Consider the following 15,665-nt stretch of genomic DNA (forward strand, 5'->3'; position numbering starts at 1 on the left):
TAGAATTGTTAAAATGGGACAAATATTGACGACATTTTGTCAGTATATGGAAAAATGCACTTATTTTTGCACCCGAATACTTCGAGAGTGTTAACGCAACAAATTCGGAGTTGCATAAGTTGAATTTTAATACATAACAAAATGACTGAAAATATGAAAAAGATCGTAAACGTAGCAACACCAGCAATATGCGTTGTTGCTTTGGCTCTTTCAGTAGCAGCCTTCACAAAAACCAATGCTGCTACTACCTCCTCTGCTCCAATTGTAGCTTCGGCTCCAGCAGGACAACCTGTAGACCTAACCTACGCTGCCGAAAAGGCTCTGCCATCGGTGGTCTACATCAAATCGGTACAAAACTCAAAACTTCAGACTGTAGAGTATAGCGACCCGTTTGAGGAGTTCTTCAGTGATCCCTTCGGTGGATTCTTCGGACGTGGACAAGGCAATAACGGCAAACGTCAGCGTCAAGTGCAGACTCCAAAGCGTGCTGCTGCAGGTTCTGGCGTCATCATCTCTGCTGACGGATATATCGTGACTAATAACCACGTAGTTGATGGAGCTGACGAGTTGACAGTGACTCTCAACGAAAACTCTAAGGAATATTCAGCTCGCGTGATTGGTGCCGACAAAACCACAGACCTGGCCCTGATCAAGATAGACGCCAAGAATTTGCCTGCCATCGTAATTGCCAATAGCGACGATGTTCGTGTGGGTGAATGGGTGCTCGCAGTAGGTAATCCTCTTGGACTGAACAACACTGTTACGGCAGGTATCGTCAGCGCCAAAGCCCGTTCTATGGGCTCGGGTGTCAGTTCTATGATTCAGACCGATGCCGCTATCAATCAGGGAAACTCTGGTGGTGCGCTGGTGAACACCCGTGGTGAACTCATAGGCATCAACGCTATGCTTGCTTCACCAACTGGTTCAAACATCGGCTATGGTTTTGCCATTCCTACCAGCATTGTCAGCAAGGCTATCGACGACTTCAAGAAGTACGGCACCTACCAACGCGCCATGATTGGCATTCAAGGCGGCAGTTTGAAGGATTATGTTGACGCCATGAAGGATCAGGATAAGGATGTGAAGGATTACGGTACGATGGAAGGTGTGCGCATAGATAAAGTTGTAGAAGAAGGTGCTGCAGCTGATGCAGGCCTCAAATCCGAAGACATCATTACCGAGGTCGATGGCAAGAAGGTGGCCACGATGGGCGACCTACAAGGTATCATTGCCCAGAAGCGTCCTGGCGATAAGGTTACCGTGAAGTATCTGCGCGACAAAAAGGCAAAGACGGTAACGCTCACGCTGAAGAACGAACAGGGTAACACCAAGGTTGTGAAGAATGCCGACCTCGACGTGCTGGGTGGAAGCTTCAAGGCTCTGACAGATGGCCAGAAGGAGCAGCTCAACATCGGCTACGGTCTGGAGGTAATCAAAATAAGCGGTGGCAAACTGAAGGATGCCGGTGTTCCTAAGGGATTCATCATCCAGCGTGTGAACGATCAGACCATTAAGAGCATCGATGATCTGCAGAATGCAGTGAAAGAGGCCTCGACAAGCAAGGAGCCTGTACTCTACATTCAGGGTATCTATCCAACAGGAAAGAAAGGCTATTTCGCTGTTCCTCTTGAGAACGAATAAGGTAAAAAACATAAAAAAAGGCCGCGATTGTAAAAAATTGCGGCTTTTTTTTGGTCATTTCAGGAAAAACCCATACTTTTGCAAATGGCTTAAAACATAGACCACAAGATGAGACAACTAAAGATCACTAAATCTATAACCAACCGAGAGAGTGCCGCCTTAGAGAAATATCTGCAAGAGATAGGAAAGGAGGACATGATTTCGGCAGAAGAAGAAGTGGAACTTGCGCAGCGTATCAAACACGGCGACAAGAAAGCTCTGGAAAGACTGACAAGGGCTAATCTCAGATTTGTGGTCAGCGTAGCCAAGCAATACCAGAATCAAGGACTTTCCCTCCCCGACCTCATCAACGAGGGTAATCTGGGATTACTTAAAGCTGCCGAGCGCTTTGATGAGACAAGAGGCTTCAAGTTCATATCTTACGCCGTATGGTGGATCAGACAGAGCATATTGCAAGCTATATCTGAGCAAAGCCGTATTGTTAGGCTACCCTTGAATCAAGTAGGTAGTGTCAACAAGATTGCTCGTGAGATAAACCGCTTTGAGCAGATAAATGAGCGCAGACCATCAGCAGATGAGATTGCAGACAAGATAGACCTCCCTCAGGAGAAAATCGATGAAGCCATGAGTATCAACGGTCACCACATATCGGTTGACGCTCCTTTTGTGGAAGGCGAAGACAATAGTCTGCTCGATGTGATGGCTAACGACAACTCCCCAATGGCCGACAACGAGTTGGTGGAAGAATCGTTAAGATCTGAAATACAGGAAGCTCTGGCAGTACTGAATGAGCGTGAGCGCAATGTGATTGAAGCATCCTACGGCATTAACCGTCCAGAACTGACGCTTGAGGAAATAGGCAGCAAATTCGGACTCACACGCGAACGAGTAAGACAGATAAAGGAAAAAGCTATACGTAAACTCAGAAATTGTAGTAAGAACAAAATATTAAAGACATTTTTAGGATAATGAGACTTCTCAGAAACATCTCACTCGCCATCCTGCTGATGGCCGCCGGAAGCCAAACGCTGAAAGCGCAGAACATAAAAGAACCCAAAGGATACCTGTTTGGTTTCGTAGCTTCATTCAATGACTCAACAGTATACTTTACTGATATTCAGGAAATGGACAGTATCTGGGTGACCAAGAAGAAAAAGATGATTGCGGGCAAGAGCAACTACTCATATCAGTTGCGCAACTATTTCGCTCAGGAGCGCAACTTACCCAATAGGACTGTTGTGATAGTTGGCTCACTGAATCGCAAGAAAATAGAGAAGAAATACGCAAAGATGAAGAACCAGTACATCTATAAGAACAAAGACAAGTATGATGTACGCTATATCCCGCAAAGCGATTTCAAATTTAAAATGGTAAATCTGGAAGAGTAAGCGATATATTCTCCCCTTATATTTTACTCCGAGTAAACCTCTACTTAGTCGTAATGAAACTATAGGTTTGTCGTAATGAAACTATGAGTTTCATTACGACTAAGTAGGAGTTGTATTACGACCAACGCACACGTATCCTCAAGAAAATAATTATTTGCAGGGATTGTTTATCTCGAATATCTTCATGCGCTCTTCGAGGAGAGCATACTGATGATCTTCGATAAACGAGGTACAAACACGAAGCCCTTCTTGCTCTGAGCCACAGGTTATGAGGCAAATGGCCGATACACCATAGTACATCAGCTCATGGGCCAATTCCCCACTCGTCATACCAGGATAACCTATCGTGAAGTAGAAACCATCGGCAATGGGCTCGTCGAGGTCTTTATCATATACCACATAGAAATTATGGCGACAGAAAATCTCCTTCAACTTCCTGGCACGTTCACCATACACGCTGATCTCCTTTCTGAAATCATACCTCCCTTCGTATGCGGCCTTCAGCATGGCTGCCATCGCATACTGGGCACTGTGACTAGTACCGGAAGACAAGGCATAGAGCATACGGGTAGAGAACACAGGGCCAAAAGGCAGTCCCTGATAGCGCTCTGAGAGGTCATCGAAATGGCGATGGAACAATGCGTCGGAGATACAAGTGACACCAATGCGCTCGCCAGCATAGCTGAATGCCTTGGAGCCGCTGATAAGCAACATATAGTTGTCTGTATAGCGAGCTACCGTGGCCTGATATGGCGGCTGGAAAGGCGTAGAGAGGTCTTTACGGAAGTCCATGGCGAAATAGGCAAGGTCTTCCATCACAATGACATCGTACTTGGTGGCCAGTTCGCCGATAGTCTTTAGCTCTTCCTCACGCAGGCAAATCCACGAGGGGTTGTTAGGATTTGAATAGACAATGGCACAGATATTCCCCTTTGAAAGATAGCTCTCCAACTTACTACCGAGTTTATCACCACGGTAGTCGTACACGTCGAAGGTCTCATACTTCACCCCCATAACCTGCAGCTGCATCTTCTGAACAGGGAATCCCGGATCGATAAAAAGCACGGTGTCCTTTGTCTTATCTCGCTGTGAGCATGTAAGGAACGAAGCAAAGGTGCCTTGCATAGAGCCACTCACAGGAATACATCCTTCAGGTTTTATATCTACGCCAATGAATGCCTTGACAAACTGAGAAGCAGCTTCTTTCAATACGGGGGCACCTTGAATATCAGGATAAGAATGGGCAATGCCGTCTTGTAGGGCCTTAATCTGGGCATCGACACCCACCTGAGCAGCAGGCAGTCCAGGGATGCCCATCTCCATCTTAATAAACTCTACGCCACTGGTCTTCTCTGCTTTGGCGGCTACTTGTTTTACCTCACGGATGGTTGCCTTGGCAAAATCCTCGATTCCCAACTCAGCCACCAGCGAGTCTACTATTTCTCTTTTAATCGGAGTTTCCATAATGATATTTATTTGGCGCGGATTAACGCGGCTCTCTTTTTAGAGAAACACTGCTATTTTGGGGCTTAGCAGCCGTGTCTTTATTTTAAAGCCGTGTTAATCCGTGCCGAAAATTACTACTTTTGAGCGGCTCGGCCTATGGCGAGGGCTTTGATGTTGGCATCTACGATGGCATCGCCTTTGCGTGCGAATACACGACGGATGGCATCCTCTAACTTATCGTACTCGATACCCAGTGCCTTCTGGGCAGCACCCAAAAGAATCACATTGGCTGAGCGAGGAACACCATTATCCTTAGCAGCCTGCTCAATGTCGAGCACGATTACATTCTTTATCTTATTCAGATCGCTCTTAATCGTCTCTATATCAGGGTAATTTGGAATATTAACAAAAGGAGTGCTTGAGGTGATAATCCATCCGTCTTTTGAGAGGAACGGCAGATAACGCAGCGCCTCCATTGGCTCCATAGATATAATTACATCAGCGCCACCTAAAGGAATTAAATCGCTACTAATAGGATTGCTTGAGATACGCAAATTTGACTGTACATCGCCTCCACGCTGAGACATGCCATGCACTTCGGCCTGCTTGATATAGAGGTTCTCCTTCATGGCAGCCTCACCGATAATAGTGGCAATAGAAAGGATACCCTGCCCTCCTACACCGCATAAGATAATATCTGTTTTCATTTCTTTGCCTCCTTTGCTTTCTTTTGTTTCAAATGACGTTGTAATGTCTGCATACATTCACGACGAGGAATAATCACACTCACGCCATGATAGTTAATCTCATCGCGAATAGCTGCTGTAATCTCTGGCATGTTCTTGGGGATGGGGTTAACAACCTTGAGGTGATCCTCCGAAAGGCCTAAGCCCTTACAGATAGCCTCGAACTTATTGGTTCCAGCAGAGTCCTGTCCTCCAGTCATAGCCGTAGTCAGATTGTCTGATATAATCACCGTTATGTCAGCATTCTCATTGATGGCATCGAGTAAGCCAGTCATACCTGAATGGGTAAAGGTAGAATCACCAATGATGGCTACAGCTGGCCATTGTCCTGCATCTGATGCGCCCTTAGCCATCGTAATTGAAGCACCCATGTCAACACAAGAATGGATGGCTTTGTAAGGAGGCAGGAAACCAAGGGTATAACAACCAATATCGCCAAACACACGAGCATTGGGATATTCCTTCAACACCTCATTCAATGCAGTATATACATCACGATGGCCACAGCCCTGACAGAGTGCAGGCGGACGTGGTGTAACGTCTTCACATGGCGCATAGCTTTCTGAGCTCTCAATACCGAGGGCCTTCTTCAGAAAATCGGGATTGAGCTCACCTGTACGAGGGAGTTCTCCCGTAAGGCGACCTTTGATAACAGCATTGCCAGGCATCACGCCTCGCACTTGGTCCTCAATAAACGGTTGACCCTCTTCGGCAATCAGCACGAATTCACAGTCGTCAGTCATGCGACGAATGAGTTTCTTAGGAATAGGATACTGAGAGATTTTCAGTACGGGGAAAGGACAACCATTGGGATAACATTCCATAAGATAGTTGTACGCAATACCGCTGGCTATGATACCCAACTTATGATCTGGAGCATCGATATACTTATTATATTTTGAATCTACCGCCATCTGCTCGAGAACGGGCTGCTGACCTGTTACGACAACATTACGCTTACGGGCAAATGCAGGCAAGAGAACCCAGTTGCTTGCCTGGGCATCGTAGTTGAGTTCGTTCTGAGGACGTGCCTCTTCTTTCACCTCTACAACGGCACGGCTATGTGCCATACGAGTTGTAACACGCATCAGAATTGGAAGATGAAGCTGCTCTGAGAGTTCGAAAGCCTCTCCCATCATATCATAAGCTTCCTGCTGAGAGCTAGGCTCAAGTGTAGGAATCATGGCAAACTTTGCATAGAAACGCGAGTCTTGTTCGTCCTGCGAAGAGTGCATTGAGGGATCGTCGGCCACCAGCACAATAAGTCCGCCATTGGTTCCTGTCATAGCAGAGTTTACAAAAGGGTCGGCACATACGTTCAGACCTACATGTTTCATACACACCAGTGCTCGTTTGCCCATATACGACATACCGAGTGCTGCTTCCATCGCAGTCTTCTCATTCGTAGACCAGCGACGATGGATGTTTCTCTCTTTGGCAATGGGGGACTCTTGGATATACTCGGTGATTTCCGTAGAAGGAGTACCCGGATAGGCATACACACCACTCAAGCCTGCGTCGATAGCGCCCTGAGCAATCGCCTCGTCTCCCAATAAAAGCTTTTTCATTGATAATATTACTTTAGATGATTTACGTTTTATAGTGCGCAAAGGTACTACTTTTCAATCGAATAAACAAATAAATGCGGCCTTATTTTCTAAAGCCGCATTTATATTCAATCGCTATTCAGATTTAAAAATCCTAGAAGGTATAACCAAGCGTTAGCAACAACTGATGGCGCTTATTACTGACATCAGAAACGCCCTGTGTGCCTTCATAAGACTGGAAGGGATGGAACTCACCATTCGTAGCACTATACTGATATGCCAAATCAATATTAAAATTATTGGTTCTATAGCCCATACCTACCGTCAGGCGATGGGTGTCCTTCCAATTAGTATAGTCGGTGGTTGACGAATACATCACACCAGGAGAGTCGAGCGTCATATCACGAACACCTGCTTTATCATAAGCAGCAGAAACGTAGTTATATCCAAAACGGATGGCTAATGACGGATCGGGCTTATACTCAAGGCCTGCCTTCAGGGTATGAACACCCTTTAATGAACGTTCTGTATTACGCTTCATAACTTCATCGGTAGAACTGTCAGCATTGTCGTAATAATCATATCCATCGATGATACGGTTCTGGCTAGCGCCATAGTCGCTATACTCATAGCTAAGTCCAAGAGCCAAGTCAGAACCAACCGTATGTCCAAGACTGGCTCCGAATTTCCAAGGAGTATAGAAATGGAAATCATAACTCTCATCACTTGAGCCATTATCCCAAGAACCATATGAGGCTGTATTATTTATCATATATGTGCTATTGCTTGAAGTAAGTTCATACCACGTCGGTGTAGCAATAGAAAGTCCGAAGCGGAAAGGTGATTCCTCAACAGGACGAACAATGATACCAGCCTTGATGTCGATACCTGTTCCATCTATCTTACGCTGATCACCATAAGCCACTGAGCCACAAACGCCCTTAGAATCTAAAAGTTGTTCTGCATATTCAGAATATCCTTTATAGTTGACGTCCTTAACCCCGATAGTAAGGCCCCAGTAAAAGCGGTCATTATGATTACCACTGATATTGAAATCATAGTCAGCTATCCAACCGCGATGAGCTCTGTCAAAGGAGTATGAATTGGCATCATTATAATAGAAGTTATTATCTTTAGGATCAAGCAAGAGCACATTGGCATTCAGATAGTCTGCCTGCGAGAAGTTCTGGGCACGATAATCGGTGCCATTCTCCCATCCCATCACTTCATCATCCTTATTAAAATCAAATTCATAAAAGTGTTCTTTTGCCTTATAATAAGTAAGGCCGTTTTGTGAACAACCCCTCAAAGAATTAGCCGCCGACAGAATCTGGTCGAAGTTACGGCTCTTATGATAGTTGAAGGCGAAGTTAATGAACGTGGACTGACTTGGACGAGCAGAATAGACAATACCAACCTGATCAAAACTCATGTTTGTCTTATTCAGTCCATCAAACTTAACAGCATCCTGTTGAGACACTAAGCCCAAACTGATACTGGCTGTTGAATGACGGAAGAGACCAATACCTGCAGGGTTGGTAGAAATGGTTGAGATGTCAGCACCCAAAGCTTCCATTGCACCACCCATACCTACATAGCGTGCTGTACCATTAAGATCATTGCCCAACAGACGAGCACTTTCATATGTATCCTGTGCAATTGCAGGCAGGAATACTGCCATAGCGATGGCTGTGAAAACAATTTTCTTCATAATCTGATAGAATTTATGTCATTGACTACATTTTCATTACTTTATCTGCGTCCGCCAAGGCTACCGCCGCCACTTCGGCCGCCACCAGAGCTACCGCCGCCACTATTGCGTGAGCCACCGCCGCCGCCAAAGCTGCCACTACTGCTGCTGCGAGTGTTGCTGTTTCCACTATAGCTGCCATAGTTGCTTCGAGAGCTGTTAGTAGAATTACTATAGCCACTATCACCGCCGCGACGCCCGCTAAAATTACCGCTACGACTACGCTCTGAGTTGCCACTGGTATAGACGCGTCCACCACCCATCGATGCCGCACGATCTCTCAGACTTCCCATCCTCTGGCTGTTACCCGCAACCGGACCTCTTCCACTATAGTACGAACCATGACTAGAACCACGACGATCTATAGTACCAGAGTTACCGGTATGGCCATAATAGTGACCGCTGCCGCCTCCACCATAATAGTAATAGGGATATCCCCAGCCATAATAACCATAGTAGTATGGATACCCCCAGCCATACCAAGAGTAATACCAAGGATCATACCAACCATAAGGGCTCATATACCAAGGATCATACCAGGCAGAATACCACGACGGTCCGTAATACCACGACGGTCCGAAATACCAAGGATCATACCAGCTATAACCATAACGGTTATAATACCATGGTGAATGCCACGCCCAAGTGCTCGCGCCTGCCCGATAACCAGCCCAGAAAGCTTCATTATCGCTCAGATCATAATCATCGAAGCGTGTCATTCTTTTTGTATACTTATAATCTTCAGATAGAACAGAATCCGGATAGACACCTTTTGTCTCACTGAAATCGATGATATCCATCTTCGTAGAGTCACCAACGATGTCCTCATATGAACTCTGAACTTTATCGTCCGTCACTACCTCTATCTTCGTAACCTTTTTGTCTTTCTTCTTAGGAACGAAGTAGAGATCATCATCCTGAGCCATCATAGCCAACGGCATGGCTCCGATAAGCATGGAAATTAGTAACAGTTTCTTCATTTTCTTCCTTTATTTATTGGTTTACGATGCAAAAATACAATGATTTTTAGTGCAAATTTAGGGAAAAACCCTAACTTATAGTAGGATTTTCCCTATTTTTTGTAATTTTGCATTAAAAATTAACACACTTATGAAGTATTTCGAAGCAACATTCACCATTTCGCCCTACTCTGCTGATGCCTCTGATATCCTCGCAGCTATCGCAGGAGAAGTGGGTTTTGAGACTTTTGAAGAAACAGTTACCGGGCTTAAAGGATATATCCAGCAACAACTATTCAACGAAGCCTCTCTTAATGAGGCTCTCAAAGACTTTCCTTTTGAAGAGACCACTATTACCTATGAAATAAAAGAAGCAGAAGACCGTGACTGGAACGAACAATGGGAACAAGAAGGATTCGAACCTATCGTTGTTTCAGAAAACCTCATTATTCACGACGGGCGTCATCTGCCAAGTTCTGTCTCATCCGAATGTACCCAGATAGAGATAGATGCACATCTGGCTTTCGGCACTGGCACTCATGAAACAACACGTATGATTTGCAATACCATTCAATCACTTCCGCTCAAAGGCACGAAAGTGTTGGATTGTGGTACAGGAACAGGTATTCTGTCTATCTGCGCTTTGAAATTCGGAGCTAGCGAGGCTGTTGGCTATGATATTGACGAGTGGTCTGTTGATAACGCACGCCATAATGCCATCATCAATCAGGTAGACGACCGCTTTACATCATTACTTGGCGACGCTTCTGTTTTAGATAAAATAGATGGCACGTTCGGACTTATTACGGCAAATATCAACCGTAATATTCTTATGGCTGACTTACCCCAGTTCCGCAAAAAGATGACTAAAGGCTCAACACTGATTCTGAGTGGTTTCTATACAAACGATTGTGAACAACTGATTGAGAAAGCGAAATCATTGGGGCTCACTCTGAAACAACAAAAAGCAGACCACGACTGGGCCTGCCTGATGTTTATTTGCTAAATTTTCAGATTCTACTTTTCGTGAATGACGACCTTGATTTTTGATATTCGATGGCCATCAAGTTCAGTAACTTCAAACGTGAAGTTCTGATAATCTATACGCTCGTGAAGTTCAGGGAAATCGCCTTTTATCTCAAGCAATAATCCCGCCAAAGAGTCCGCATCACCCTCCACTTCCTCAAAGGTTTCATCATCGAGATCAAGAATCTTAAAAAAGTCAGAGAGCAATGTCTTTCCCTCAAAGACATATGTATTGGCATTGATTCGTGTATACGTTTTCTCTTCCTCATCATATTCATCATTAATCTCACCGACAATCTCTTCCAAGATGTCTTCAAGCGTAATGATACCACTGGTACCACCATATTCATCCACCACGATGGCAATATGAACTTTGTTTTCCTGGAAGTCGCGTAACAAATCATCAATCTTCTTTGTCTCAGGAACAAAATAAGGAGGACGAATCAGTGACTGCCAACGGAAATTAGCAGGTTTAGAAAGATGAGGCAGTAAATCCTTAATATAAAGAATACCACGGATATTATCTATCGTGTTCTGGTAAACAGGAATACGCGAATAGTTATTTTCAACAATACACTTCAACACTTCTGGAAATGGAAGACTGAAATCAAGGTCTACAACATCCTGACGCGATGTCATTACCTCCTTAGCAGTCTCATCACCAAAACGAACAATGCCCTCAAGCATATTCTTCTCTTCTTTGAGTTCATCTTCATCCGTCAGTTCCAGAGCCTGTTCCAAATCATCCACACTAAGCACACGATTTTCTTTCTGCACCACCTTCTCTGCAAGCATTCCAGAACGAATCAATACCGAACTAAGCGGATAGAACAATTTACTAAGTACTTGAATACCGCCTGCTGACATACGGCAAAACGCAAGCGCATGTTGACCAGCATATACTTTCGGCATTATCTCTCCGAAAAGAAGAAGCAGGAATGTAAGTAATATGGTAACAACAATAAACTGCAACCAATAAGCCATACCGAAATCCACGACATGGGCAAAGAAATAATTGCAGAGCATGATAATTGTCACGTTCACCAGATTATTGGTAATCAATATCGTAGCCAACGTGCGTTCTGAATCCTCTCTTAGATTCTGGATTTTACTGTCAGCCTCATTCTTTTCCTCCTCTAATTCATTCAAATCATGAGGAGATAACGAGAAGAAAGCAATTTCAGAGCCAGATGCATAACCAGAGAAGATCAATAACAAACAAGCGAGCACACCTGCCACAATAGCACCTGTTGTCGGTACTAACAGTTGTACTTCGCTAAAGAGTTGTTGAAGATAATCCATAGATTAGAAGGGAAGATCCTCGTCAGTCTTTGAATCAACCTGTGGCTGCTCAGCAACGGGCTCAGGGGCCACCTGTGCATTCGTAGAAGACTTCGGCGTAAGCAGTTCCATATTGTCAGCCCATATTTCCGTCATATAGCGTCGCTGTCCCTGCTTATCATCGTATGATGTATAGCGAATACGTCCTTCAATATAGAGTTTATCACCTTTATGGACATATTTCTCAACAATCTCAGCAAGCCTACGCCAAAGAATCACATTATGCCAGTCTGTATGATCAGGTACCTGCGTACCATTCTGCAATGTATAGCCACGCTCTGTTGTGGCCAAACGAACACGTGCTACAGCCACTCCCTGGTCAACATAACGAATCTCAGGATCCTGGCCGACATTACCAATGAGCATTACCTTATTCATAGTCGTTACTGTTTAACTTTACCTAAATAACGGAATTTGAAGTTCTTTCCTTTAGCAGAAGGGAACTGACTGCGATCATCAACACGTTCTCTTAAATAATCAACAATCCGCTGATAGCAGTCCATACCCGAAATAGCCTTTACACGAGCAGAGAACTGAGTGTCACGATACTGGAATTTCCCAGTTCCGGGAACCAGAAGTACACGTTTAAATTCAAGCATACCTTCATACCATCCATAACACTCTTCAGTAAGACGGACAAGTGCCGGAGCAACAGGCTTGGCTTTGTTTTCTTCAGCAGGATGCAAAGCTTTCTTCTCCTTAAAATCCTGCATAGTAGCAGCGTCGGTCTTAATGATTATGAAATATACTCTTGGATGTATCTTATAACGTTTTGGATAGAAAATATCACTGGCTACATATGCACGGATATCTTCCTCCAAAAGCGGGTTCATCTCGATTTCCTCAATTGAGCTAAGAAACTCAATAGCATCATCAACTGTAGAAACTAACGTTTCACGGTCAAAATATCTTAAATATAAATTCATTTGAAAAAGATTGTTGTTTTCCTAATAAAAGAGCGGAAAACGGGACTCGGACCCGCGACCCCAACCTTGGCAAGGTTGTGCTCTACCAACTGAGCTATTTCCGCATTATTCCAAAAAGTGAAGAGGAGGAGACTCGAACTCCCACGTCGCAATTGACACTACCCCCTCAAAGTAGCGCGTCTACCAATTCCGCCACCTCTCCAACAAAACGCTGAATAAAAAAGAGTGCCCAGAACAGGACTCGAACCTGCACGCCTCGCGGCACACGCACCTGAAACGTGCGCGTCTACCAATTCCGCCACCTGGGCATTTTTAATCATTAAGGCCAATCCTTAATGTCTCTTTTTTGTTCAACAAGTGAGCGGAAAACGGGACTCGGACCCGCGACCCCAACCTTGGCAAGGTTGTGCTCTACCAACTGAGCTATTTCCGCGTTTTTTCATCCTTGTGGAAGGCATTTCTCTAAATGCGAGTGCAAAGGTAATGCTTTTTTCGGAACTGGCAAATTTTTTAGAGACTTTTTTTCGAAAAAAGTGCCATTTTATCGAAAAAAGGCCGTTTTCGAGGCCTAATCCATACGATTACGGTAGTCTTCATAGCAAAAACGTCTCAAAATCTCCAATGTTCCGTCTTCACGAAGCATACCGATTGCGGGATGTGAAATTCCGTTAAAAGTGTTCGTTTTAACAGTTGTATAGTGAATCATATCCTCAAAAATCACTTCTTCACCAATTTCCAATTCGTGATCAAACTGCCAACTGCTCATAAAATCACCACTCAGGCAACTGTTACCACCAAGTCGGTAAACATGCTCACCCGATTCAGAATCTATATGGTTGGCAAAACGCACTTCCGGATAATATGGCATTTCCAGGCAATCCGGCATATGGCATGTGAAACTTACATCTAATATGGCGGTACGGATACCTTTATCTTCTACTACATCAACAACGTGAGAAACCAGCGGTCCCGTTTGCCACGCAAAAGCACTCCCTGGTTCAAGAATAATCTTCAGCCAAGGATAACGCTCATGAAACTGCTTCATCATCTGAATCAGCAAATCGACATCATAATCTTTACGGGTCATCAGATGTCCGCCTCCGAAATTAATCCACTTCAGCTGAGGGAACCACCGCGAGAACTTCTCTTCGATATGCGCCAAAGAGCGCTGGAACACATCCGCCCCACTCTCACAATGACAATGACAATGGAATCCTTCGATAGCATCAGGAAGTATTTCCGGCAACTTATCCGCAGACACGCCAAAACGGGTTCCTGGCGCACAAGGATTATATAATAATGTCTCCACCTCAGAATATTCGGGATTTATACGCAATCCCAGCGAGCAATTCTTAGCACGATCGTGAAAACGCTCATACTGCGACAGTGAGTTAAACGTCAGATGCGACGAACAGCGCACTATCTCATCAAACTCATCATCCGTATAAGCTGGAGAATAAGTATGTGCCAGAGCACCAAACTCCTCAAAAGCCAGACGGGCTTCGGAGAGCGAGCTTGCCGTCGTGCTGTTGATGTACTCTCTGAAAATGGGAAACGTCTTCCATAAGGCGAAAGCCTTGAAAGCAAGTATAATCTCTATATCGGCTTTCGCCGCAACATCAGCAATGAGTGTGAGGTTGCGGCGAAGTTTCTTCTCTTCTATAATATAAATAGGTGTAGACATCATTTCTTTAATGGAATGGTAAAACTGAATGTACTGCCCTCTCCTTCGACAGACTCCACATAGCAGTCGCCGCCGTTTTTGCGGGCAAAATCCTGACATAGCTGAAGACCGAGTCCTGACCCTTCTTCACCGCCAGTACCATAAGTAGTCTCTCCCTTATGGAAGATAGAGCCGATACGGTCTGCAGCAATTCCGACGCCATGATCGCAAACGCTCACTTTCGCGAAATCGCCCTCAGAGTTTGCGGCAATCTCTATTGAAGAATCTTCTGGCGAGAACTTGATGGCATTTGAGAGGAAGTTTCGGAGTACCGTTTTTACCATATCGTTGTCAGCAACAACCATGATGGGAGATGAAGGCATCTTTAACTCAAGTTTGATACGCTTTGTAGCAGCAATCATCTCATACACATCTACGACACCAGGAATAATATCGTTCAGATCCAGGTCTTGCACAACGACGCTCAAACGTCCCGTCTGACTCTTAGTCCATTTCAACAGGTTATCAAGCAGATCGTGAACCTCCTCCGACTCTTTGTTTGCCTTATCAAGCAGTTCGAAGAGTTCCGGGCCAACCTGTTCTGGTGTTGTAGAGGCAACTACCAGATTAAGCACCATACGGATGCTGGCCATTGGCGAACGGAGATCATGAGCAATTACCGAATACATCTTATCACGATTGCTCAGTGTCGTACGGAGCTCGTTGTTCTGCTGTTCAATAATACGTTTTGCGGCAACCAGTGATATCTGTTGCATCACACGCATCACCAGTTCCTCCTTGTTGAACGGCTTTGTCAAGAAGTCGCTTGCGCCCACCTTAAAACCGTGAACCAGATCCTGCGGTGTATTCAGAGCTGTCAGGAAAATAATAGGAATATCTTTTGTTTCAGGGTCCTTCTTCAGCACCACGGCAACATCGAAACCGCTCATATCCGGCATCATTACATCGAGCAGTATCAGATCAGGACGTTCCTTACGAGCCTGCTCAATAGCCGTATTACCATTATTAGCCGTACAAACTTGGAACTTTTCATTTGTCAACAGAATCTTCAGCAACAACACATTGCTGACGACATCGTCGACAATCAATATCTTATACTCACTACGATTTATTTTTGATTCAAGCGTTTCTTCTGTTTCCATTCCGGTCAGTAATAGTGCATTAACGGATGCAAAAATAGTGCAATTAATTTGAACCACCAAATTATCGCA

Annotated in this window: 14 protein-coding genes and 4 tRNA genes; 4 read left to right on the forward strand and 14 right to left on the reverse strand. The window is 44.7% G+C overall.

All coding sequences use genetic code 11. The annotated features are described in order from the left end of the window. Window positions 1-153: 153 nt before the first annotated feature. The 3 genes from BMX82_RS01270 (at window position 154) to BMX82_RS01280 (ending at window position 3,029) form a co-directional block, all read left to right on the forward strand. The gene (locus BMX82_RS01270) at window positions 154-1,641 is read left to right on the forward strand and encodes a trypsin-like peptidase domain-containing protein (protein ID WP_091766200.1); all 1,488 of its coding nucleotides are present in this window, start codon (window positions 154-156) and stop codon (window positions 1,639-1,641) included. Window positions 1,642-1,749: 108 nt separating this feature from the next. Then, window positions 1,750-2,610 carry a sigma-70 family RNA polymerase sigma factor gene (locus tag BMX82_RS01275; RefSeq protein WP_036912365.1) on the forward strand — a complete coding sequence of 287 codons (861 nt, stop codon included), beginning with the start codon at window positions 1,750-1,752 and terminating at the stop codon, window positions 2,608-2,610. Continuing rightward, a complete protein-coding gene (locus BMX82_RS01280) occupies window positions 2,610-3,029 on the forward strand; it encodes a hypothetical protein (RefSeq protein ID WP_051949795.1) in 420 nt (139 codons plus the stop codon). Before BMX82_RS01275 ends, BMX82_RS01280 begins: the two co-directional genes overlap by 1 nt. Before the next feature lie 150 nt (window positions 3,030-3,179). Here BMX82_RS01280 and BMX82_RS01285 read toward each other — a convergent pair whose 3' ends face one another. From BMX82_RS01285 to BMX82_RS01305, 5 genes are all read right to left on the reverse strand, one after another. After that, window positions 3,180-4,496, reverse strand: a complete 1,317-nt coding sequence (locus tag BMX82_RS01285) for an aminotransferase class I/II-fold pyridoxal phosphate-dependent enzyme (RefSeq protein WP_177172006.1) — start codon at window positions 4,494-4,496, stop codon at window positions 3,180-3,182. 113 nt (window positions 4,497-4,609) lie between these two features. Further along, window positions 4,610-5,182, reverse strand: a complete 573-nt coding sequence (locus BMX82_RS01290; protein WP_036912369.1) for an indolepyruvate oxidoreductase subunit beta — start codon at window positions 5,180-5,182, stop codon at window positions 4,610-4,612. Beyond that, on the reverse strand, window positions 5,179-6,789 hold the full coding sequence (locus BMX82_RS01295) for a thiamine pyrophosphate-dependent enzyme (RefSeq protein ID WP_091765380.1): 1,611 nt from the start codon (window positions 6,787-6,789) through the stop codon (window positions 5,179-5,181). The genes BMX82_RS01290 and BMX82_RS01295 overlap by 4 nt, the downstream gene beginning before the upstream one ends. A 133-nt stretch (window positions 6,790-6,922) precedes the next feature. Then, window positions 6,923-8,479, reverse strand: coding sequence for an OmpP1/FadL family transporter (locus BMX82_RS01300; protein WP_091765382.1), 1,557 nt, complete (start codon window positions 8,477-8,479; stop codon window positions 6,923-6,925). Window positions 8,480-8,520: 41 nt separating this feature from the next. Further along, on the reverse strand, window positions 8,521-9,498 hold the full coding sequence (locus tag BMX82_RS01305) for a hypothetical protein (protein ID WP_051949797.1): 978 nt from the start codon (window positions 9,496-9,498) through the stop codon (window positions 8,521-8,523). 130 nt (window positions 9,499-9,628) lie between these two features. Between BMX82_RS01305 and prmA the strand changes: the two genes are divergently transcribed. Further along, a complete protein-coding gene (gene prmA, locus BMX82_RS01310) occupies window positions 9,629-10,483 on the forward strand; it encodes a 50S ribosomal protein L11 methyltransferase (protein ID WP_091765385.1) in 855 nt (284 codons plus the stop codon). Window positions 10,484-10,494: 11 nt separating this feature from the next. On the opposite strand, the gene gldE is transcribed toward prmA, so the two are convergent. The 9 genes from gldE to BMX82_RS01355 all read right to left on the reverse strand — a co-directional run bounded on the left by gldE (window position 10,495) and on the right by BMX82_RS01355 (window position 15,596). Beyond that, window positions 10,495-11,805, reverse strand: coding sequence for a gliding motility-associated protein GldE (gldE, locus tag BMX82_RS01315; protein WP_036912379.1), 1,311 nt, complete (start codon window positions 11,803-11,805; stop codon window positions 10,495-10,497). Between the two features lie 3 nt (window positions 11,806-11,808). Continuing rightward, window positions 11,809-12,222, reverse strand: a complete 414-nt coding sequence (locus tag BMX82_RS01320; RefSeq protein ID WP_091765388.1) for a single-stranded DNA-binding protein — start codon at window positions 12,220-12,222, stop codon at window positions 11,809-11,811. A gap of 5 nt (window positions 12,223-12,227) precedes the next feature. Next, entirely contained in the window at window positions 12,228-12,770 is a 543-nt protein-coding gene (locus BMX82_RS01325; protein ID WP_036912385.1) for a hypothetical protein, read from the reverse strand. Window positions 12,771-12,801: 31 nt separating this feature from the next. Continuing rightward, a tRNA-Gly gene (locus tag BMX82_RS01330) sits at window positions 12,802-12,874 on the reverse strand. A 14-nt stretch (window positions 12,875-12,888) separates the two neighbouring features. Continuing rightward, a tRNA-Leu gene (locus tag BMX82_RS01335) sits at window positions 12,889-12,972 on the reverse strand. Window positions 12,973-12,996: 24 nt separating this feature from the next. Beyond that, a tRNA-Leu gene (locus tag BMX82_RS01340) sits at window positions 12,997-13,078 on the reverse strand. A 52-nt stretch (window positions 13,079-13,130) separates the two neighbouring features. Then, window positions 13,131-13,203: transfer RNA gene (locus BMX82_RS01345), tRNA-Gly, on the reverse strand. Window positions 13,204-13,338: 135 nt separating this feature from the next. After that, entirely contained in the window at window positions 13,339-14,454 is a 1,116-nt protein-coding gene (nspC, locus tag BMX82_RS01350; RefSeq protein WP_091765392.1) for a carboxynorspermidine decarboxylase, read from the reverse strand. Further along, window positions 14,454-15,596 carry a hybrid sensor histidine kinase/response regulator gene (locus BMX82_RS01355; RefSeq protein WP_091765395.1) on the reverse strand — a complete coding sequence of 381 codons (1,143 nt, stop codon included), beginning with the start codon at window positions 15,594-15,596 and terminating at the stop codon, window positions 14,454-14,456. Before BMX82_RS01355 ends, nspC begins: the two co-directional genes overlap by 1 nt. Window positions 15,597-15,665: the final 69 nt, after the last annotated feature.

Source organism: Prevotella sp. khp7, assembly GCF_900109055.1.
Classification (GTDB): domain Bacteria; phylum Bacteroidota; class Bacteroidia; order Bacteroidales; family Bacteroidaceae; genus Prevotella.

Bases quoted from the DNA above. Each gene is read 5' to 3' on its own strand.
- BMX82_RS01270 (WP_091766200.1), top strand. From the start codon at position 154: ATGAAAAAGATCGTAAACGTAGCAACACCAGCAATATGCGTTGTTGCT.
- BMX82_RS01275 (WP_036912365.1), top strand. From the start codon at position 1,750: ATGAGACAACTAAAGATCACTAAATCTATAACCAACCGAGAGAGTGCC.
- BMX82_RS01280 (WP_051949795.1), top strand. From the start codon at position 2,610: ATGAGACTTCTCAGAAACATCTCACTCGCCATCCTGCTGATGGCCGCC.
- BMX82_RS01290 (WP_036912369.1), bottom strand. From the start codon at position 5,182: ATGAAAACAGATATTATCTTATGCGGTGTAGGAGGGCAGGGTATCCTT.
- BMX82_RS01295 (WP_091765380.1), bottom strand. From the start codon at position 6,789: ATGAAAAAGCTTTTATTGGGAGACGAGGCGATTGCTCAGGGCGCTATC.
- BMX82_RS01300 (WP_091765382.1), bottom strand. From the start codon at position 8,479: ATGAAGAAAATTGTTTTCACAGCCATCGCTATGGCAGTATTCCTGCCT.
- BMX82_RS01305 (WP_051949797.1), bottom strand. From the start codon at position 9,498: ATGAAGAAACTGTTACTAATTTCCATGCTTATCGGAGCCATGCCGTTG.
- prmA (WP_091765385.1), top strand. From the start codon at position 9,629: ATGAAGTATTTCGAAGCAACATTCACCATTTCGCCCTACTCTGCTGAT.
- gldE (WP_036912379.1), bottom strand. From the start codon at position 11,805: ATGGATTATCTTCAACAACTCTTTAGCGAAGTACAACTGTTAGTACCG.
- BMX82_RS01320 (WP_091765388.1), bottom strand. From the start codon at position 12,222: ATGAATAAGGTAATGCTCATTGGTAATGTCGGCCAGGATCCTGAGATT.
- BMX82_RS01325 (WP_036912385.1), bottom strand. From the start codon at position 12,770: ATGAATTTATATTTAAGATATTTTGACCGTGAAACGTTAGTTTCTACA.
- nspC (WP_091765392.1), bottom strand. From the start codon at position 14,454: ATGTCTACACCTATTTATATTATAGAAGAGAAGAAACTTCGCCGCAAC.
- BMX82_RS01355 (WP_091765395.1), bottom strand. From the start codon at position 15,596: ATGGAAACAGAAGAAACGCTTGAATCAAAAATAAATCGTAGTGAGTAT.